8 protein-coding genes are annotated in these 22,039 nt (G+C 59.5%); 4 read left to right on the forward strand and 4 right to left on the reverse strand.

The annotated features are described in order from the left end of the window. The first annotated feature begins 91 nt into the window (after positions 1-91). Positions 92-13,303 carry a hypothetical protein gene (locus ACR0DK_RS07040; protein ID WP_480735397.1) on the forward strand — a complete coding sequence of 4,404 codons (13,212 nt, stop codon included), beginning with the start codon at positions 92-94 and terminating at the stop codon, positions 13,301-13,303. A gap of 18 nt (positions 13,304-13,321) precedes the next feature. Then, complete coding sequence (locus ACR0DK_RS07045) at positions 13,322-13,801, forward strand: invasion associated locus B family protein (RefSeq protein WP_170509492.1); 480 nt, start codon at positions 13,322-13,324, stop codon at positions 13,799-13,801. A gap of 173 nt (positions 13,802-13,974) precedes the next feature. Here the strand turns inward: ACR0DK_RS07045 and ACR0DK_RS07050 are convergent, their stop codons facing one another. The 4 genes from ACR0DK_RS07050 to ACR0DK_RS07065 all read right to left on the reverse strand — a co-directional run bounded on the left by ACR0DK_RS07050 (position 13,975) and on the right by ACR0DK_RS07065 (position 20,144). Then, positions 13,975-15,336, reverse strand: a complete 1,362-nt coding sequence (locus ACR0DK_RS07050; RefSeq protein ID WP_480735399.1) for an aminotransferase class III-fold pyridoxal phosphate-dependent enzyme — start codon at positions 15,334-15,336, stop codon at positions 13,975-13,977. 29 nt (positions 15,337-15,365) lie between these two features. After that, positions 15,366-16,469 carry a mandelate racemase/muconate lactonizing enzyme family protein gene (locus ACR0DK_RS07055; RefSeq protein WP_480735401.1) on the reverse strand — a complete coding sequence of 368 codons (1,104 nt, stop codon included), beginning with the start codon at positions 16,467-16,469 and terminating at the stop codon, positions 15,366-15,368. 13 nt (positions 16,470-16,482) lie between these two features. After that, entirely contained in the window at positions 16,483-17,598 is a 1,116-nt protein-coding gene (locus ACR0DK_RS07060; RefSeq protein WP_223118510.1) for a mandelate racemase/muconate lactonizing enzyme family protein, read from the reverse strand. 71 nt (positions 17,599-17,669) lie between these two features. Then, complete coding sequence (locus ACR0DK_RS07065; RefSeq protein WP_480735404.1) at positions 17,670-20,144, reverse strand: FAD-dependent oxidoreductase; 2,475 nt, start codon at positions 20,142-20,144, stop codon at positions 17,670-17,672. Positions 20,145-20,358: 214 nt separating this feature from the next. Here ACR0DK_RS07065 and ACR0DK_RS07070 point away from each other — a divergent pair, with 214 nt between their 5' ends. After that, on the forward strand, positions 20,359-21,450 hold the full coding sequence (locus tag ACR0DK_RS07070; RefSeq protein ID WP_170394282.1) for an aromatic ring-hydroxylating oxygenase subunit alpha: 1,092 nt from the start codon (positions 20,359-20,361) through the stop codon (positions 21,448-21,450). Between the two features lie 198 nt (positions 21,451-21,648). Further along, positions 21,649-22,035 carry a carboxymuconolactone decarboxylase family protein gene (locus ACR0DK_RS07075; protein WP_480436495.1) on the forward strand — a complete coding sequence of 129 codons (387 nt, stop codon included), beginning with the start codon at positions 21,649-21,651 and terminating at the stop codon, positions 22,033-22,035. Positions 22,036-22,039 lie beyond the last annotated feature (4 nt).

Genomic DNA, 22,039 nt, shown 5'->3' on the forward strand with positions numbered 1-22,039 from the left:
GTTTGCGCTTTCTATTTTTCTATTTAATTCAACACCTTTGCTTGCCGCGCCGACCGCAGATTCAATTGTTGGAGACACTGTTAACAACCCTGTGACTGGTCTGGATACGACAGTCACCGCACTGATCGTGGATCCCGCTTCAACACCTACAGCCGGGACGACGGCTTTTGTTGAGACGGCGGATGGCTATGTGTTTCTCGTCAAAGATGCCGGCGATACAATTTACAACTCCGACAATCCCCCACTGGCATTTGAGATTGTATCCATAACGGGAACAACGGCTCAGATCAGTAATTCTGGTGCGACCGGAACGGCCAGCTTGTCCACTCAGCTGACCCTGTCTCAGTACAACAGCAACTTCAACAGTTCGGGTACTCCTGGCTCTGTCACCCCGCCGGTGAACGTCTCCGGACCCAACGGTGTGAGCCAGGTCGTTTACGGGCGAGATGGCAGCAATGGGCGCGATGGTGCGCTTGTTGTGCCACCAAGTTCAGGTGGAAACGGTGCCGATGGCCCAACCCAGACACAAACCCTGAGCGGGAATGTCAACGCAACCAGCAATGTCGGTTGGCAAGTGGGTAGCGTTGGCGGTGACGGTGGTCAGGGCGGCGACTCGTATCTGAGCTTTTGGGACGGGCGCGATGGCGGCGACGGCGGGGAAGGCGGCACGGTTAACGCAACACAATCCTCCAGCAGCACGATCCAGACATCGGGCGACGGCTATGACGGTATATTTGCCTTCAGCCGCAGCGGCGAGGCTGGTGATGGCGGAAGCGGCTTCGCGGCTCCGGGTGGGGGCACCGGTGGCCACTCGGCAGATGGTGGCGATGTAACAGTTACGCAGCGGGGTGACATTTCTACGTCCGGCGACTCGGCTGATGGCATCTATGCGCTGAGCGTGTCGAACAATGGCGGTAATGGTGGGTCACAATGGGGGCTGGTTGGCTCGTCCGGTAACGGAGGCTATGGCGGTAGCGGTGGCACCGTAACGGTAAACACGGCCTCAAGCGGTAGCATCTTGACGACCGGCGACTACGCGAACGGGATTTACGCCCAATCCATCGGCGGTTCGGGGGGGTCAGCGGGGACAAGTGGCAACTTGTTGGTTTCGCTCATTGGCGGGGCCGATAATGGCGGAAATGGAGGCAGGGTTAACGTCTCGCACGGTGGCGCGATTGAAACACAAGGTGATTTCGCGCGCGGTATTGTTGCCCAGTCCATCGGCGGCGGCGGCGGTTCGGGCGGAACTGCAGGCGGTCTGGTATCCCTTTCTCTTGGTGGCGTGGGCTCGAACGGCGGTAGCGGGGACTCGGTGAATGTCACTGTGCAAGGTTCGGGAAGCATCCTGACTTCGGGCATTGGGGCTGACGGTGTCATGGCGCAATCCATCGGCGGCAGCGGCGGAACCGGTGCAAACTCCTATGGGCTTGTTGCGATTGGTGGCACAGGATCTCGGGGCGGAACGGGCGCTGCAGTGAGCGTCAGCAACTACGGGCGTATTGTAACCGAAGACGACAACGCCCGCGGGATTATCGCGCAATCCATCGGCGGCGGTGGCGGTGATGGTGGCTCGTCCGGTGGAATGGTCTCGGTCGGTGGCAATGGCAGCGGCGGTGGCAGCGGGTCCACTGTGACGATCGTGAATGACGGGATCATCACCACTTCGGGTGATGATGCGATGGGTATTCTGGCCCAGTCGATTGGTGGCGGTGGCGGCAATGGTGGTTCGTCCGGTTCGGTAGGTGCGTTTGTCGGGGTAGCCATCGGTGGTGATGGCGGGGCCGGAGGGACCGGTGGCAATGTCAATGTAACCTTATCCAACACCGATGGCAGCCAGCCGTCGGCTATCCGGACTTCGGGCGCGCGCTCGGCAGGTGTATTTGCACAATCCGTCGGCGGCGGTGGCGGCAACGGTGGCGGAGCGGTCTCGGTTGCGGTTGGCGCATTTGGCGCGGCATCGGTCTCGGTTGGTGGGTCCGCTGGCAATGGTGGCAACGGTGGGACGGTCACGCTTAGCGGCAGCGGTTCAGCTTCTGTACAAACCGGTGGTGACGACTCGGTTGGGGTGATGCTGCAATCTGTTGGCGGTGGTGGCGGCAATGGTGGCTATGCCGTATCTGTCGCAGCGTCAGGCGGCCCGGTATCGGGTTCGCTGGCTGTTGGGGTTGGCGGTGACGGTGGTACGGGCGGCACGGGTGGTCCGGTCACGGTTGGCCAGTTCGATGGTAGTGGCGTCGCAACAGCAGCTGGGTTTGAAGGCACTGTCGTCACGACCGGAAACCGGTCGACAGGTATGCTGTTTCAGTCCGTCGGCGGTGGTGGTGGCAATGGTGGATTGGCGGTCGCCACGACCGGTGGCGCCTCGGCACTATTTTCGGGCAACGTATCAGTTGGAATTGGCGGCAAGGCCGGCAGTGCGGGCAATGGTGGACTTGTTCAGGTCTATACCAATGCTGACGTGACCACGACTGGCACAAGCTCCAGCGCGATCATCGCCCAATCCGTGGGTGGCGGTGGCGGTAATGGTGGTGGAAGCATCGCGGCCGGTATCAGCGCAAGCGGAGGCGCTGCGGTCGGGATCAACGTCGGTGTCGGCGGAGATGGTGGAGGTGCCGGTATCGGTGGCAACGTCACTTTGCGTGCCGGTGGGACCTCAATCGAAACCAGTGGCGCATTCTCCAGCGGTGTCGTTGCGCAATCCGTTGGCGGCGGCGGTGGTAATGGTGGTTATGCCATCGGTGCCAGTGCCGATATTGCGGGCGGCGCTGCCGGGTCCATCAGTGTAGGCCTCGGCGGTAAAGCTGGCGGTGGAGGTGCGGGCGGTACAGTGACGGCCCAAGTTGATGCGGATGTTACAACCCGTGGGGACGATGCCGGTGCGGTCGTGGTTCAATCCATCGGCGGTGGCGGTGGCAATGGCGGCTTCAGCGTCGCTGCTGGCTTGGCGGCCGGCGGTGGCGGTGCCGGAACGATTGGAGTCGGACTTGGCGGCGACGGAGGCAGCGGCGGCATAGGCGGTACGGTAACCGGCGTGCGCGTCAACGGCGACGTTCGGACCGAAGGTGCACGCTCGACGGCTGTCGTTATTCAATCCATCGGCGGTGGCGGTGGTAATGGTGGTTTCAATGTCACCGCCGGAGTGGCAGCGGCAGGAGCCGGTGCTGGGTCAATTGGCGTCGGGCTCGGCGGCAACGGCGATACAGGCGGCAATGGCGGCGTGGTTGAAGGCCAGGTTGCAGGAAACGTCACAACAGTGTCCGAAGGTTCAGGCGGCGTAGTTTTCCAATCCATCGGCGGCGGTGGTGGCAATGGTGGCTTCAACGTGACGGCCGGTGTTGCTGGTTCGGGGGCAGGTGGCGGTGCCGTCACCGTAGGCCTTGGTGGCGACGGCTCAGGAGGTGGAATCGGTCAATCGGTGACCGGTCGCGTCACAGGCACAGTAAGCACCGGTGGCGCGGACTCAACTGCCGTTCTGGCACAGTCCGTTGGCGGCGGCGGTGGCAATGGTGCTTTTAATGTTAGCGCGTCACTTGCAGGGGCTGGGGTTGCGAGCGGTGCAGTTTCAGTTGGCCTTGGCGGCGACGCAGGTACGGGCTCGACGGGTGGCACAGTCAATCTGACGATTACAAATACGATTGTAACTGTCGGGGACCGTTCTTCAGGCGTCGTCGCCCAATCCATCGGCGGTGGTGGCGGCAATGGTGGGTTTAATATCTCGGGGACTGGGGCCGGTGCAGGTACTGCAAGCGGTGCGGTCAGCGTCGGGCTTGGTGGAACGGGCGCAGGTGGCGGTAATGGCGGGTCGGTTACGCTAAGATCCAGTGGGACAATTCTGACGCAAGGCGACTCGGCGACAGCATTCCTTGCGCAGTCCATCGGCGGTGGCGGAGGTAACGGCGGGTTTAACGTCAGCGCATCGGTTCAGGGATCGGGCACTGCAGGGGCTGGCGTCTCGGTCGGATTGGGTGGCAACGGCGGCGGTGGCGGCGATGGCAGCACGGTCGATGCCACATCGAACAATGCGGTTGAAACGCAGGGGGATCAGTCCTCGGGCGTCGTAGCGCAATCCATCGGTGGCGGAGGCGGCAACGGTGGGTTCAACGTAGCCCCGGTTCTGTCGGGCGCAGGTACAGCCAGTGGTGCGGTGAGTGTAGGACTGGGTGGTTCAGGTGATACCGGCGGCAATGGCGGCATTGTCACGCTGACCTCGAATGGCACCATCCTGACGGATGGCTTCGCCTCTAGCGGGTTTGTTGCGCAGTCGCTTGGCGGTGGCGGTGGTAACGGCGGGTTCAATGTCTCGCCCACCGTGTCCGGGGCTGGAACGGGTGCGGGATCAGTTTCGGTTGGTCTGGGCGGCTCAGGGTCCGCCGGGGGTGACGGCAGTTTGGTGACGGCCAGCACAACAGCTAACGTGGTAACCCGAGGGGATGCTTCGGTGGGTATCCTCACGCAGTCCGTTGGTGGCGGCGGTGGTAATGGTGGCTTCAATGTCTCACCGGCTTTGGCTGGGGCCGGCACCGGATCGGGCGCGATCAGCGTTGGTCTGGGTGGGTCCGGTGGCAGCGGCGGCACGGGGGGTGTTGTTGGCCTGACGGTTGCCAATAGTGTTCAAACCGAAGGTGCGCAGTCCAGCGCAGTTGTGGCGCAATCAATCGGCGGCGGCGGCGGCAATGGCGGGTTCAACGTTTCTGCTTCCGTCGGTGGCGCAGGTACGGGTTCTGGCGCTGCGGCAGTTGGCTTGGGCGGCCGTGGAACTGGTGGCGGTGACGCCTCGGCGGTCACGGCGAATGTAACCGGGAATCTGATCACGCAAGGTGAAACCTCTAGCGGTCTCTTGGCACAATCTGTGGGCGGCGGCGGTGGCAATGGTGGCATGAACGTCTCGGTCGCAGTGGCCGCGGCGGGCACCGGATCAGGTGGCGCGTCAGTAGGCCTTGGCGGCGCGTCCGGCACCGGTGGCAACGGAGGCACAGTTGAAGCCACATTGAACGGCAACGTTTCGACACAAGGCGATGAATCCGGCGGGGTGATCGTGCAGAGCCTTGGCGGCGGTGGTGGCAATGGAGGCATGAATGTTTCCGCCACAGTCACTGTTGCCGGAACCGGCAGCGGCGGTGCGTCTGTCGGTCTTGGTGGCAGCGGTGGCGACGGTGGCGACGCGGATACGGCCGAAGGCACGGTCGTTGGCAATGTTACCACTACCGGTGACAATTCTGGCGGCGTCTTGGTGCAATCTGCTGCAGGCGGCGGTGGCAATGGTGGGCTGAATGTATCAGCCGCCGTGAACATCTCGGGCACCGGAGGCGGCGCCGTCGGGGTTGGCATCGGTGGCTCGGGTGGCGATGGCGGTGCTGCGAGCGCGGCGACGGGGTCGGTCACCGGCGATGTCACTACCAGTGGTGAGAACGCGACGGGCGTTCTGGTCCAATCCGTTGGCGGCGGCGGCGGTAATGGCGGCGTCAACATTTCGGGCGCTCTGAGCATCGCACGCACTGGATCGGGTGCGGCAGGTATCGGCGTGGGCGGCTTCGGCGGCAGTGGCGGGACCAGCGGGGTAGTCGACAACACGTTCTCTGGCAATGTGAGCACCTCGGGTCCGCGGTCGGCTGGTATTATCGCACAAAGCCTTGGCGGAGGTGGCGGCAATGGCGCCACAAACATTTCCGGGGCCATTTCTGTAGCCAGCAACTATTCCGGGGGTTTGGGGATCGGCGTCGGCGGCTTTGGCGGGGACGGTGGTGCGGCAGATAACGTCACGCAGCGGGTCACCGGAGATGTCATGACAACCGGTGATGACTCGGTCGGCATTCTGACGCAAAGCCTCGGCGGCGGTGGTGGCAACGGCGGCACCAACATCTCGGCAGCGTTGTCTCTGTCCCGATCAGCCAATGCGGCGGTCGGCATCGGTGTGGGCGGCTTTGGCGGCGGCGGCGCTGATGCCGGAGCGTTGGTGCAATCGACAATCACCGGCGGAGTGACCACGACCGGCGATCGCAGCACCGGGATCCTGACACAGAGCCTTGGCGGCGGTGGTGGCAACGGCGGCACTAATATCTCGGCCTCGTTGGGTATCAGCCAGGAAAATGGCGGCTCGGTCAGTCTGGGCGTTGGCGGCTTCGGTGGCGGGGCGGGTAACGCTGGCGAAGTGAACAGCACATTGCGCTCAAGAACGGACAGCAGTGGCACAACTTCGGTGGTAACCACTGGCGTAGACAGTATTGGTGTCATGGCCCAGTCGGTCGGCGGCGGCGGCGGTAACGGCGGTCTGAACGTTTCTGGCGCTGTCAATCTCACCGGCAAATCCGGTGCAGCGGTTGCCCTGGGACTTGGTGGCTTTGGTGGCGGTGGTGGCAATGCCGATGCGGTCACGTTGGATGTTCAAAGCGATGTAGTGACGGCGGGTGACGGGTCGCATGGTCTGTTTGCGCAAAGCCTTGGTGGCGGTGGCGGTACCGGGGGCGTGAATATTTCGGGCACTCTGGCGCTGACTAAACCATCGGGGTCGGACACGATCTTTTCGGTTTCAGCGGGTGTTGGCGGCTTTGGCGGGGCTGGCGGTGACGCAAGTGACGTCGATCTGGACTATACCGGCAATGTGCAGGCCGTTCCGATGGTCGAGCAACCGGATGGAACATTCGCTGTTGATGAAAGCAAAGGAGCCAGTGGCATCATTGCTCAGTCGCTTGGCGGCGGCGGCGGTGACGGTGGTACGAACGTCTCGGGCGGCCTCGCGATCAGCGGCAAACCCGGCGCAGGCCAGACAGATAGCAGCAAATCCTACGCGGTTGTCGTGGGCGTCGGGGGCTTTGGTGGCGGCGGTGGAGACGCCGGAAATGTCGATGTGAACATTGGCGCAGGCAGTACGATCACAGCTCACGGCACTGGCCAATCCGGCCTGCTGGCCCAATCCGTTGGCGGCGGCGGTGGCAACGGTGGTCTGAACGTGTCAGGCGGGATCGTATCCGACAGCTCTCTGATCGTGGGCGTCGGTGGTTTCGCAGGCGATGGCGGTCAGGCCGGAGACGTCACGGTCACCTCGCAAGCGGATATTACGGTTACAACGAACCCGGATGATATCTCGATCCCCAACACAACGACCTTCGAAGACAAACTGCGTGATTTCCTGGGCGACTCGATCGTAGATGAGACCGAGGAATTGGCGTCGAACTTCGGGTTGGAACGCCTGTTCATCGACATGGGTGTCTTCAACGAAGAAAAGCCGGATACTGACGGTTCGGCGGGTCTACTGGCGCAGTCCATCGGCGGCGGCGGCGGCAATGGCGGTCTGAATGTCTCGGGTGGAATCGCGCTCAGCAAAGATGGCAAGATCCCTTCGGTTACGTTTGGCGTCGGAGGCTTTGGCGGTGACGGCAATGTCTCGGGCAATGTGGGCGTCAATCACGCGGGAACTGTGTCAGTCGCCGGCAACTGGAAACATGGAGTTTTGGCCCAGTCGATCGCAGGCGGCGGTGGCAACGGTGCTTTGAACGTGACCGGGCAGCTGAACTATGGCGACTCCAACAACTCGGACGGCAAAACGGATCTGAGCATTGTGGGCGGCCTTGGCGGCCACGGAGGTACTGGTGCGGATGCGGGTGACGTGTCGGTCACTCAGACCGGCAACATCGCAACAAATGGCTATCACGCGCGCGGAATCTTTGCCCAGAGCATCGGCGGCGGCGGTGGTACCGGCGGCATTAATGCGACCTTTGTTGGTACCAAGGACAGCTCACCTATCGCGATGGGGATCGGCGGCTTTGGCGGCGGTGGCGGCGATGCGGGTGACGTGACCGTCGCGCGTGGCACAGCGGCCCTTGCTGCGGGGACAATCACGACCGATGGCGTTGGATCGCACGGTATCGAGGCGTCGAGCATTGGCGGCGGCGGCGGCGATGCCGGGATCAACGCAGTTGTGGGTATCAGCAAGACCACCGGCAACCAAAGCAACGGCGGCACAGGCGATTCATCCGATCGTAAGACACCGACCAATACCGGCGTCGATGACTCGGTCATCGCCAACTACAACGCGGTTTTGGATGAGCTTGAAGGCAAGGTGAACCCTGCAGATTCCTCTGGCAATAAAACCGGTGTGTCAGCGGTGGTTGCCATCGGTGGCGATGCAGGTACGGCAGGGGACGGTGGCGAGGTCGATGTTGATCACTATGGTGATATCGTCACCTTGCAAGATGGCAGCCACGGTGTGTTTGGGCAATCCATCGGCGGTGGCGGCGGCAATGCTGCCTTGAACCTCGGCATGACCTATGAGCTTGCCTCCGACGCGACCAACAAAGGCTTTGGCTTGGCTATTGGCGGCGGCACGGGTGAGGGCGGCATCGGTGGTTCGGTGGATGTGCGCAATACAGGCGACATCGCGACCTCGGGCGCAGATTCCCATGGTCTGTTTGCGCAGTCCGTTGGCGGCGGCGGCGGCAATGCTGGCTACAATTCGGCATCGACGTCGGTTGATGGCGGCAATGTAAACATCCAGATCGGCCGCACGGGTGGAACCGGGGGCAGCGGCGGGGACGTCTATGCCAGCTCGAACGGCGCGATCAGCACGACGGGCAACCGGTCTTATGGCTTCTTTGCACAGTCCATCGGCAATGGCGGGGGTAACTCGTCATCAACTTCGGTCAGCATCGGCACCCCGAAATCCGGCGACAGCAAAGGCAACAAAGCCAGCCTGTCAGTCGGGCTTGAAGGCGGTACGGGTGGCGCGGCAGGCGATGTGACTTCTGTGGTGGCGGGCACCGTCGTCACGCAGGGCGATGACGCACATGGCGTATTTGCGCAGTCCGTTGGCGGCGGCGGAGGCAATGGCGGTAAGGCCAGCAACTCGGCTGGCAAGGGCACGTCAATTGCCTTGTCCATCGGTGGTACCGGCGGCACCGGAGGCGTTGGTGGCACGGTGGACGTGACCAACACTGCCCAGATCGCAACGTTCGGAGATCGCTCGATTGGGCTGATGGCGCAATCCATCGGTGGCGCAGGCGGAACTGGCGGCATGGTACAGGCCGGACAATCGAACCTCGATACCATCAAAGCTGTGGTCAACCCGTCCACAGTCGGCACCACAGCATCGATCAACATAGGCGGTACAGGTGGGGACGGTATGACCTCGGACATCGTGACCGTTGTGAGCGACGGAATAATCAGCACAGCAGGCACCATGGCCCATGGTATCTTTGCGCAGTCCGTCGGAGGCGGCGGCGGCATGGGTGGTGTCGTGGAAAACCGCATCATCAGCCTGCGTAAAGAGATTGGAAACACCGCGACATTATCCATCGGCGGCAACGGCGGCTCGGGTGCGATGTCGGCGGCGGTATCTGTGACCAACCGGGACGTGATACTGACCACGGGCGACAAGTCGGTGGGTATCTACGCGCAATCGGTCGGTGGTGGCGGTGGTGATGCACAGCAGGTTCGAAACATTATTCTGGGCCGGTCCTCGGAGGGGTCTACGACAAACGCGATCCTTATTGGTGGCACCGGCGGCACCGGTGGTTCTGGCAGTACAACCACTGTTGTGAACGAAGCCGATGGTACGATCGTGACCAGCGGAGCGGAAAGCCACGGTATCTTCGCGCAGTCTGTCGGCGGTGGCGGCGGCAATGGCGGATCGACAATCTCGGTTGATGGTCGCTATGGCGGGGCCGAGGCGAGCACTCGGCGGGCGTTGCAGTTTGGCCTGGGTGGCTCGGGTGGTTCCGGTGGAACCGGAGGCAACGTGGCCGTCACAAATGCGGGCACGATCCTCACCATTGGTGCAGGTGCGCATGGCATCTTTGCTCAATCCGTTGGTGGCGGCGGCGGCAACGGTGGGAGTTCGATTACTGGGACGCTGCGGCTAAAGACTGGGGACAACAGCTCTCCGACCGCGCAGTTGAACATCGGTGGTTCGGGTGGCAGTGGCAATGCTGCCGGAAACTCGGTTGTCACCAATACCGGCGACATCCGCGTTGATGGCGAAGGGGCCTACGGTATCTTCGCGCAATCCGTTGGTGGGGGCGGCGGTAACGGTGGTTTGGCCGTTGCGATGGATGTGAATGACCTCAAAAACACCATGACCGGCCAGTCATACTCGAAGATCGCCATTGGCGGTTCTGGTGGCGACGGTGCGGATGGTGGAGATGTCACGGTCAACCATACCGGTACGATTGTCGTGAACGCTGAAAACGGGTTCGGTATCTATGCCCAATCCGTAGGTGGCGGCGGCGGTAATGCGGGATATTCGGTATCGTCGCCCTTGGTCTCGGCGCTGGACTACACGATCTCTCATGTGTTGGGCGCGCGAGAAGGGACCACCGGATCGGTGGGAACCGCGACTGTCAATTCAACCGGTGACATTCTGGTGAATGGTGCAGGCAGCGAGGCCATCTTCGCACAATCCGTCAATGGCGGCGGCGGCAACTCCGAAACATCGGTCGACTTTACGACCGCGACGGCAAGCGCGGGTGGAACCAGCACTGTTTATATCAGTGACATCTCGCTGGGCGGTGATGATGTTTCGGGCACGGCGGGCAGCCAGGTTGCCCAGTCGCACGTCGGTAACATAGCGACCACCAGTGACCGCTCGACAGGTCTGATGCTGCAGAGTGTTGGCGGCGGTGGTGGCACATCGGCCAACAACATCAGCCTTCAGGATGGCGACGGTATCGAGATTGATGCGCGCCTGGGCGCGATTGATACGAATGATGCAGCAGGTGGCGATGTGTTCGGCAGCCGGACTGGCGATGTCGGCACTGATGGTGCGTTTTCCTCGGCAGGTACGGCGCAATCTATTGGCGGCGGCGGCGGTAAGCTGGTGCTCAACAGCACGGGCCCGGCTGATACCAACAGGTTTGCTTCGGTAATCCTGGGGTCCGATCCAAGCTTCCGCAACAGTGGCGGTGATATCGATCTTGATCTGAATGGAGATGTCTTCACCAGCGGTGACCGGTCCTTTGGCCAAAGCGTTCAAAGCATCGGCGCGGGTGGTGGTGAAGCTGTCGTTGCTGGTCTTGGAGGCGTCGATGTGACCCTCGGGGCTCAGGACGATTCAACTGGAGATGGCGGCAACGTCGATTTCACCAATACCGGTGACGTAAACACAAGTGGTACCGGATCGCATGCGTTCGTGATCCAGAGCATCGGCGGCGGCGGTGGTCTTGTCACGACAGACCTGGACCCCAACCAGGTGACCGTAAATCTGTCAGCAGCGAATGGCGGGGACGGCGGGGACATTCTGTTCTTGCAAACTGGTAACACGGTCACCAGTGGAGAGAACGCGATCGGTGTCGCCGCGCAGTCGTTGGGTGGCGGCGGCGGCATCGTCGATTCCATATTCCGGGGTGCCGCAGGTGGCGCCGGGTCGGGCGGTGCTATCGACATGACCCTGACCGGCAATGTCTTGTCGGTCGGCGACGGTGGCATTGGTGTCTTTGCACAATCCGAAGGCCGTGACGGTGCAGACGCCATTATGCTTGGGTTCGATGGTGTTGTCATGGGCGGCACCGGGCAAGCGAACTCGGTTGCCTCGATCATTGTCGAAGGAGGTACCGACAACACGCTGACCCTATCAGAAGACACGGTGCTGATCGCGGGCAATAACCAACTGGTGAACGGCGGCGATGGCAATGAACAAATCACGCTGTCCGGACGCGCGCTTGGGAACCTGAACCTTGGTGACGGGACGAATGGCCTGACCGTGGAAGATGGTGCAACCTTCTATGCATTGGATACCGTGAATCTGGGCGACGCCGGGCTCATGCAGGTGGATGGCAACTTGGTTCTGGGCGCAAATTGGGGCGTCGACGGAGGCCTGACGGCTTCTGTTCAAGCGGATGATTTTTCCTTCACCGAAAATGTCAGCCAGACCACGAACGTGACCGGAAGTCTGGCCTTTGGCGGCACTGCGACTTCAACGTTCGACGTGTATTTCCGAACCACTGGCATATCGGGTGGAGACAGCGATCTGATCAATGTCACCGGGGATGCCACCATTGGTGGTACATTGGTGCCGCGGTTGAACACGCTCGAACGCGCATTGCCGCTTGTCATCATCAATCCCGATGGAACGGCCGCAGATGCTGGCACGACCATCCAGGACACTGTGGTTCTTGATTACTCCATTGGTTTGAACGGGGCGACGTCGGACGGCAGTTCGATCGATCTGGTGATCACACCAGACTATTCGACGCCTAGGATGAACTCCAACCAGACCGCGATCGGTGACTATATCAATGATGTCCTGAACGGGCGGGGAACGTCCGAACAGGGCGAGCTTTTGGCGCTGATCGGGAACATGCAATCCGAGGCCGATGTGATCGCGGCCATTGAGAGCTTGTCGACAGCGGACTACGCCGCAGATGCGGTGGATGCGTATTTTGGCACGCGGGTATTCGCGGATACGCTGCAAAACTGCGAACGCTACACCAATTATCAAGCCGGGGATGATCCGCGTAACTGTATCTGGTTTACCGGCGGCCGCTATTTCTTCGACCGCGAGCAGACCGGGATTTACAACGATCTGAACGTCAATAACACCAATTGGTCGGCGGGTGTCCGTCTACCGGTGGGGGATGAGTTGTATGCAGGGTTTGCCCTGGGCTACGACCAGATCAGCCTGCAGAACGGATCGCAATACAATGCATCTGGCGATCGGTTCAATCTGGGTGCATCGCTGACCAAATACACAGGCGCGTGGGAGTTTGCGGCCATGCTGTCGGCAGGTTGGTCAAACTACGATACAAGCCGTGCAGGTGGGATCCGGGGCGTTTTGCCCAATGGCACAATTGTGGACACCGTTGGTGTCAGCGAGATCAAGCACAAGATGAACCACCAGAACCTGCGGCTCAGCCTGGCGTATGATCAAAGACTTGGCGCTGGTGGAGCGTACCTGCGCCCCGAACTGGCCATCGATGCGACGCGGTTGGCGACGGAAAGCAATGGCGATGCCACTTTGTCAGGTATCGTCTTGCAGGACGACAACGAGATGATCTATTCGCTGACGCCGTCGATTGAGATCGGGACCGAGCAGATCCTGAGCGCCTCGCAGAAACTGCGTGCGAGCCTGCGCGCCGGTGCCATCCTCTCGTCTGACGACACGGTGTCGGTAACCGCTGGCTTCAGTGGGGCCAGCGCCGCCGACGGAGGGTTCGTGAATACCAGCTATATCGGTGACGCCCACGGCGTCGTGTCCGCGCGGTTGGGATTGTTTGCTTTGGATGACAGCAGCTTTATCAACCTGAGCCTGGACCATATGTTTGGAGACTCAACCGAAGCCCTGCAGGTTGGCATTGGCCTTGGGATACAATTCTAGTTTATGAGGAACAGCAGTATGAAAACTTGGATCTACGCTTTGGTGGCGTCGTTCGGTTTGACAACTCAACTTGGCGCACAGGAAAACGAAGCGCCATTGTGGTCGGTCAACTGCAGCAATCAGGTCAACGGAACTGAATTGATTTGTGAAATGACCCAGACCATTATCTTAACCGAGAACAATCAAAGGCTTGCCTCGATTGCGTTCGTCAAACCTGCCGGCAGAGACGAGATCGAAGCGGTGCTGACACTGCCATTTGGCCTGCTGTTCTCTGAAGGGCTGATTGCTAAAGTGGATGATGCCGAGATCGCGCGGCTGGATTTTCTAACCTGCGAAGCACAGGGTTGTTTTGCCCGTTCTCCTGTTTCTCAGGACTGGATGTCAAAGATGCGCGCTGGCAATCAGTTGAGCATTGAAAGCGTAAACCGGGTCGGCGATCCGATTTCCTTTGGCTTCGATCTGGCGGGATTTAGCAGAATATCCGATATGCTGCCGTGATCGCCTGGCCTTCCTTCCAGAAGGCCGCGCAGGCCTTCTTGGTCAGCAACGCGTAGAAGAGTCTGACAAGAGCGTTCATTTTGTGATTGCGCTCGCAACGAGCGGAGGCTGCGGCGTAGGGCTATGTGATGGCTTTGGATTTCCGAAATGCGATCGTTCGCGCCGACTAGTTCTCAGAGACACTCCCGGTCGGCGATGTCGAGGATGCGGTCCAGAATCGCCAGCCCTGTCATCAGGTCGTCTTCACTGATGTTGAGCGGTGGGGTCAGGCGGATCACGTTCGAGAAGAAGGACAGGTAGAGGCCTTCGTTCATCGCAAAGCTCATCATCTCGCTCATGGGTCTGGCGTCTTCGCCTTTGGCGGCAAACGGCACCAGCGGTTCGCGGGTGTCGCGGTTCTTGACCAGTTCGATCCCGTTGAACATGCCCTTGCCGCGAATATCCCCGATCGAGGGGTGTTTCTTTGCCAGCTTGTGCAGTTCGGCGCGCATCTTCTCACCCATCGCGGTGGCGTGGGCCAGCGTGCCTTCTTCCTGCATGGCTCGGATCGCGGCAACGCCAGATGCGCAGGCCAGCGGATGGCCGGCATAAGTCAGGCCTCCGGGCAATGGGTAATCGCGCAGCCAGTCATGCAGCTCGGTACTGACGGACATGGTGCCAAGCGGCACGTAACCCGAGTTGATGCCCTTGGCCGAACAAATGATGTCCGGCTGAACACCCCAGTGATCGACGGCGAACCATTTTCCGGTCCGGCCAAACCCGGCCATGACCTCATCCGCGATCAGTAGGATGCCGTATTTTTCGCAGGTTGCCTTGATGGACTGCAGATATCCGTCGGGTGGCACGATGATCCCGTTTGTGCCGACAATGGGTTCCAGAATGACGGCAGCCACGGTATTGGGGTTTTCATACATCAGGATTTCTTCCAGATGCGGCCCGCCTTGGGCGACCGGGCACTGGGCCGGGTCTTTGTGGCCTGTTGGCAACCGATAGACGTAAGGATCAAGCATCCGCACGACGCCCGGCATATCGGCGCGGGTCAGATGGTGACGTGGATCGCCCGTCAGCGACAGCGTGCCTCCGGTTGCTCCGTGATAGGAACGGTAGCGGGCAATGATCTTTGTCCGACCGGTGTAATGCCGCGCCAAACGGATCGCGGTTTCATTGGCGGCGGACCCTCCGGTTGTAAAAAAGGTTGATGAGATGTTGGCAGGCGTGATCTCGGTCATGATTGCCGCGAGTTCTGATCGAACATCCGAGCCCATGGCCGGGCCGATATAACAAAGCTTGTCCGCCTGATCCTTAATCGCTTGTACGATCTTGGGGTGCTGATGACCCATATTGGCGTTTACCAGTTGGCTTTGAAAATCGAGGTAGCGTTTGCCGTCGCTGTCCCAGAACCAACTGCCCTGAGCACCTGTTATGACGCGCGGGCGGCTGCCCTGTTTCGACCAGCTTTGCAGATAATGATCCGCATGCATGTCTTTGACCCATTCGGGATCATGGGAGGGGTAGGCGTTGCTGAAGTCTTCCATAACAGGCCTCTTGGCGTGCGGGGTTGGGATCAATCGATGATGGTTACTGGCTGGCCCAAAGCGTCTGCATCAGGCGTGACGCCAAGGCCGGGGCCTTCGGGTGGGGCGATGCGACCGTTCCGGCGGCTAGGTGCATTCGGATCGAGACGCGGTTTGACATAGTGGGACAGATCACAGGTATTCATGATGCCGTGCGCTGGGGTTGAGGCTGCAAGATGCAGCGAGGCGGCCGTCGTAACATCGCTGCCCCAGGTGTCCTCGATGCACATCTGCGTGCCAAGCGACAGGCAGAGATCGCGGATTTGACGCATCGTCGAAAGGCCGCCCATCTTCGACAGTTTTAGTGCGGCGGCATCCATGCAGCCAGCGCGGTGTCCTGCCAGAACCGAATGAATGTCACAGGCGCTTTCGTCCAGCTTCATCGGCAGACCAGTCGCGGCGCGGACATGGGCGCATTCCTCGATCGTGGCGCAAGGTTGTTCCAGCATTATGTCCAGATGCGAGACAGCGCGGCCAACTCGTGTGGCGGTCAGCGTATCTGACCCGCAATTCCAGTCTCCATAAACCAACGGGCCATCACCAACAGCCTCGCGCACTTGAATCAAACGAGCAACGTCGGCTTCCCAGTTGTTATCTGCACCCAGCTTCACCTGAAACTGCCGCATGCCCTGATCAAAGGCATCGCGCGCCATGCGCGCCATTTCATCCGGCGCGATACAGGTGATCGAGTGATACAGCGGCAAATCCGCGACCGCCCGCCCACCGAGCAAAGCGTAAAGCGGTAGGTCGGCTGCCTGTGCGGTCAGATCCCAAAGCGCTGTATCAATGGCAGACTTGGCGTAGCCATGCCCGATCAGATGCTTATTAAGGCGCTCCATCAGCGCTTCGGGACCAACCGGGTTAGCGCCGATGAGAACGGGTGCCATCTCTTCAAGCGCTGGAGCCACGCCCTTGGCATAGGCGGGTAAATAATGCGGGATCGGACAAACCTCTCCCCAGCCCGATGCGCCGGTGTCGGTATCCAGGCGGACGACCACGGAAACCGTCGTATCGCAGGTCTTGCCCTCGGCCATGTAATAGGTGTCATGCGAGGTCAGCGGGACTTCCCAGGCGGTGATGCGAGTAATCTTCATCAAGCGGTTTCCATCAGGCGCAGGATTCGTAGGTTGCGACAGGTGGGCCAAGGCTGTCAAAGTCCGGCGTCACCCCAAGCCCCGGAGTATCTGTGGCATAGAGTTTGCCGTCCCTTACTGTGGGGCCGCCAATCCCGGTGTTACGGGTATTGTAGTTCATCAGATCGGTCGAGTTGATCAGCATCTCTTGGGGTGTCGAGGCCGCAAAATGGGCAACTGCGGCGGTGGTGATCTGACCGCCCCATGTGTCCTCGGAGACAACCGGAATACCGTGATCAATCATGAAATCACGCACCCGGCGGGCTTTGGACAGGCCGCCCAGGTTAGAAATCTTCAAGCAACAAATTTCGGCACCCCGATCGTTCACGATGCGTCGGGCCATTTCAATCCCGGTGACGCATTCATCTAGTTTCATTGGTTGCTCGGCTACGCGGCGCACCTGCTGGCACTCGTGGTAACTGTGGCAGGGTTGTTCGAGGATAAAGTCCAGATCGCGGGTTGCGCGGGCCACACGGATGGCGTTGTCAACGCGCCAACCCTGATTGGCATCTGCCATAGCCTTTTCACCGGGTTTCAGCAGGGGCACGCCTTCGCGGATACGGTCGATATCAGTCACCCAATCCCCGCCAACCTTGATCTGGAACTGCCGGTATCCCGCTGCCCGGTGCTGTTCCATCTCGGCAATGGTCTCTGCCAAGACAGGTTTCTGCGGTACAACCCGGTACATCGGTGCACCATCGGTGAGTTTGCCGCCCATCAGCATCCAGACAGATTGTCCGGTGGACTGCCCCAGAATATCCCAACACGCTGCATCAAAGGGCGCTTTGGCATAGCCGTGGCCTTGTACCATGTTATCCATCAGCCGTTCGATCTTGGACAGCTGGCGGGGGTCCTCACCCAGTAAATGCGGGGCGGCAAGGCGGGCAAAGGCCTCGACCCCTTCGGAATGGGCGATCATGTAGTTCTCGCCGCAAGGGGCAAACTCGCCGCAGCCCTGCAGCCCTGCATCCGTGTCGATCACCACTACCGAAGACATCGACGTTGTGATCGCGTTGCCCGCCCCCCAGCCATATGAGCCGCCGATATAGGGCAGGGGGGTCTTGAAAACTTGGATACGCGTTATCTTCATGGTTTCACCACAGGGCTCCTGCGATGGCCGCCATGCGCTGAGGAGCAATCCCCGGCGCACTGACATTCAGATCACGCCAATTCACGAACCGCATCCGTACGTGGGCGCTCAGATTTCGGATCATAGGCTGCTTCGCCGAGGACAAGCCCTTTGCGGGGTACACCAGCGATAACTACTTCGATCTCTGTGCCCGGAACATTCACGTGTGGCTTGACGTAAGCAAAGGCGAGGATTTTGCCGACGCTGTGGCCATAGGCGACCGAGGCCGCTGCACCGACAACCTCGCCTTTGATCCGAATAGCCTCGCCCCCATGACCATCTTCGACCCCATCCGGTTCGATCTCCAAATAGGCGCAAATCCAAGGCATCTCGCCCGCCTCAGACTGAGCGGCACTGGCGCGCGTTGCTTCGACACCTAGATACTCTTTGTCCAGCTTGAAGAACCGGCTGACATTGGCCTCTGGCAGCGTGACCTCGTTGGTCAGTTCTCCAGCACCGGGGAATGCTTTTTCCATGCGCAGGCTGTTCATCGCAAACGAGCCGTAGTTTTCGATGCCAAATTCCTCGCCGGCAGCCCACAGTGCGTTGTAGACGTCAACGCAGGCTTCATCCGGCATGTGGAATTCCCAACCCAACTCGCCCGCATAGGACATGCGAAAGGCCCAGACCTTGTGCCCCGCGATGGTGATTTCCCGAGCCGACAGCCAGCGGAACCCGGCGTTGGACAGGTCCGCGTCGGTGCATCTGGCCAGCACCTCGCGGGATTTTGGCCCGCTCAGGGACAAAGCCGACCAATCTTCGGAGAGCGTTTTGACAAAGACTGTCTCTCCCGTGAGGTTCTGGTTCAGGTGATCGACAAGGCGTTGTTCGAAGAAGGCGGCACATACAAGGTAGAAGCGTTCTTCGGCCATGCGAACGATCGTCGTCTCAAGCTCGATCCGGCCTCGGCGATTCAAAAAGTGGGTCAGCGTGATCGAGCCGTCTTTTTGCGGCATCTTGTTGGCCGTCAGACGGTCAAGATAGGCATAGGCATCGGGGCCGGAAACTTCGACTTTGGTGAACGCGGTCACGTCCATGATGCCGACGCGTTCACGTACGGCCTGGCATTCCAGCGCCACCATGTCGAAAACCTCGTTACGGCGGAACGAATAGTGATCACGCTGTTCAACACCATTGCGCGCGAACCAGCGGGGGCGTTCGTGGCCGAAAACCTCTTCATAGACCGCGCCTTTTTCCTTGAGGATTTCATAAAGCGGCGAGGGTTTGATCGGACGCCCTGCAAGGCGGTTGAAATGCGGAAAGGGGATCTCGTGCCGCAGCTTGTAATCCTCATGCGCCTTGATGACCTGCCAGTCTTTCTTGGCATAGCTGCCAAAGCGGCGCGGATCATAGTCACGCATGTTGATATCGGCAGCACCGTGTACCATCCATTTGGCCAGTTCACGGGTCAGACCAGGCCCCCAACCGATGCCGATCTGCGTGCCACAGCAGCACCAGTAATTCTTGACGCCGGGTGCGGGGCCGACCATCGGGTTGCCATCTGGCGGGTGGCTGATTGCACCATGGACTTCGCGGGTGATGCCCAGTTCAGAAAAGATCGGCATCCGTTCCAATGAGTTTTCCAGCCAAGGCATGACACGGTCATAATCCGCCTCGAACAGCCAGTTTTCGTACTCCCATGGGCATTCATCATGCCAGACAGAGTTCGAGTTCTCCTTTTCATAGATCCCGATCAGGCCCTTTTTCTGTTCCATGCGGATATAGCCCGAAACCATCTTGTCATCGCGGATCACCGGCAGCTCAGTTATCAGGTCTTTGAATTCAGGCACATCTTCAGTGACAAAATAATGATGGGTCATCGAGGTCATGGGTAATTGCAGGTTCGACCATTCGCCCATCTGACGGGCATAGGTGCCGCCTGCATTAACGACGTGTTCGCAGGTGATGGTGCCTTGTTCGGTTTCCACCACCCATTCACCTGCATCGTTCTGGGTAATGTTGGTCGCGCGACAGTGGCGGAAAATCTTCACACCTTTCTGACGGGCGCCAGCGGCCATGGCCATAGTCACGTTCGAAGGATCAACGTGACCGTCATCTGGCGTGTAAAGCGCGCCAATGACACCGTCGAGGTTATAGTAGGGGTGCATTTCAGCTATGAAGTCAGGCCCTACCAACTCGATGTTGAACCCCAGCGCTCGGCCAACTGATAATGTGTGGCGCAGCCAGTCCATCTCATCCTCGGTATAGGCCAGACGGAATGAACCGCAGCCGTGCCACGTGACCGCTTGACCGGTTTCTTCCTCAAGTGTCTTGGAATAGAGGCCAATGTTATAGTCGACCATCTTGCCCAGCCCGTAGGAACTGGTGGAGTGAGTAATCTGACCAGCGGCATGCCAGGTGGAGCCCGAAGTTAACTCGGCCTTTTCCAACAGCACCGTGTCTTCGCCCCAACCTTCATGGCCCAGGTGATAGGCCAGTCCGCAACCCATGACGCCACCGCCGACAATGACGACCTTTGCGCGTGCAGGCAGTTCCTTTTTAGACATCGCAACTTCCTGTTTCCGAGACATGGAATTCTGTGGACTTCCTATTGCTACATATGTACCACTGTCAATTAAAAATGGCACAAATGTACATACCGAGGTAAGCAATGTGCGGTACAGATGTTTCAAGTGGTATTCTGACGCGTACGGATGTTACGAATCCTGACGCGATCTTTTTGACTGAAACACCAGCTCGGCTTGTATCAGGAGAAAAAATATGACTGTCCTGCCAACCCACTCGCTCGAGGCCCGGTACTATACGGATCCTGACATATTCGACAAAGAGATGAACGGCCTGTTGTGCAGAACTTGGCAATACGCAGGTCATGCGGCAGATATCCCAAATGTAGGCGATTACTTTGCGTTCGAAATCGCTGGTCAGAACCTTTTTGCCATTCGCGGACGCGACAATCTTGTCAGGACTTTCTACAACGTGTGCCAGCATCGTGCGCATGAAATGGTGACCGGAACCGGGAATACCCGTGTAGTGGTTTGTCCCTATCATCAGTGGACCTATGAGCTTACCGGCGGCCTGCGGTCTGGGCCGAACATCAAGAAAGTTCCCGGTTTTGATCGCGCGAAAATCTGTCTGACCGAAGTACGGACCGAAGACTTCCTCGGGTTCATCTTTGTCAATTTGGACGATAACGCGGCAACGATGGACGAATGGTATCCCGGTGTCCGGGACGAGTTGTCTGAGTTCGTGCCGAACACTAACGCTCTGGCCCCCTTAGAGTGGGTCGAAATTCCTGAGAACTGCAATTGGAAGGTTTCGATCGAGAATTACTCGGAATGCTATCACTGCCCAACTAATCACCCGACCTTTGCCGAAGGCGTGATCAAACCGGAAACCTATGACATTCAGCCCGACGTGTCGGGAGGTTACGTGCTGCGTCACACGACCGAGTGCCAAAGCCTCGAAAAGATGACCTATCCGATTGATCTGGAAAGCAACAAGCATGCGGGCGACTATCAAAGCTGGTTCCTGTGGCCGATGTTCTCGTTCCAATGCTATCCAGGAAATGTTCTGAACACCTATCATTGGCGGGCAAATACAGTGGACAGCTGTACCGTCTGGCGCGGGTGGTACACAGAAGGCGGTCATGAAAGCGACGTGATCCGTGGCCTTGCCACTCAGGATCGCGAAACGACTGTGGCCGAGGATATTCGGTTAGTGGAATCCGTTCACCGCGGCCTGAAATCCAAAGGGTACAAACCGGGACCGCTGGTGCTTGATCCGGCCTGTGGCGTCATGAGCGAGCATTCCGTTGCGAAGCTTCAACAATGGATGCGCGAGGCGATTGAATAACGTTACGTGCTGTGGATGGGCCAGATAAGACATCACCGAAGCCAACGCTGTGCCAAAGGGCACACCCGACCAGAACGACGCGATCGAGCCCCTTGCCTTCGGTGGTGGGGTTGGTTGTAAGACAGGGGCGGCGGCTTTAGCGGAATATCGAGCCAGGACCGACTAAGTTGCAGATCGGTCGTTTCACCTGAGGAGAGAATGATGGACGATAACCTGTTTGAACATGGCCTGAAGCAGCGCAAGTCGACGCTGGGCGCCGAGTATGTTGAGAAGAACCTGGCAGCGGCGGATGATTTTACCCGCTCATTCCAAGAGAACATGACTGCTTGGTGCTGGGGCTTCGGCTGGGGGGATGACACGATCGATCACAAGACCCGTTCGATGATGAACCTCGCTATGATTGGGGCACTCGGCAAGATGCATGAATGGGAAATCCACTGTAACGGCGCGTTGAACAATGGTGTCACCAAAGAGGAAATCCGATCAATCATTCATGTGATTGGCATTTATTGTGGCGTCCCGCAATCTCTTGAATGCTTCCGTGTCGCGCGCAAAGTCCTGACCGAACGTGGGCTGCTGGACTGACCTG

It is taken from the genome of Ruegeria sp. CE6 (assembly GCF_056537485.1).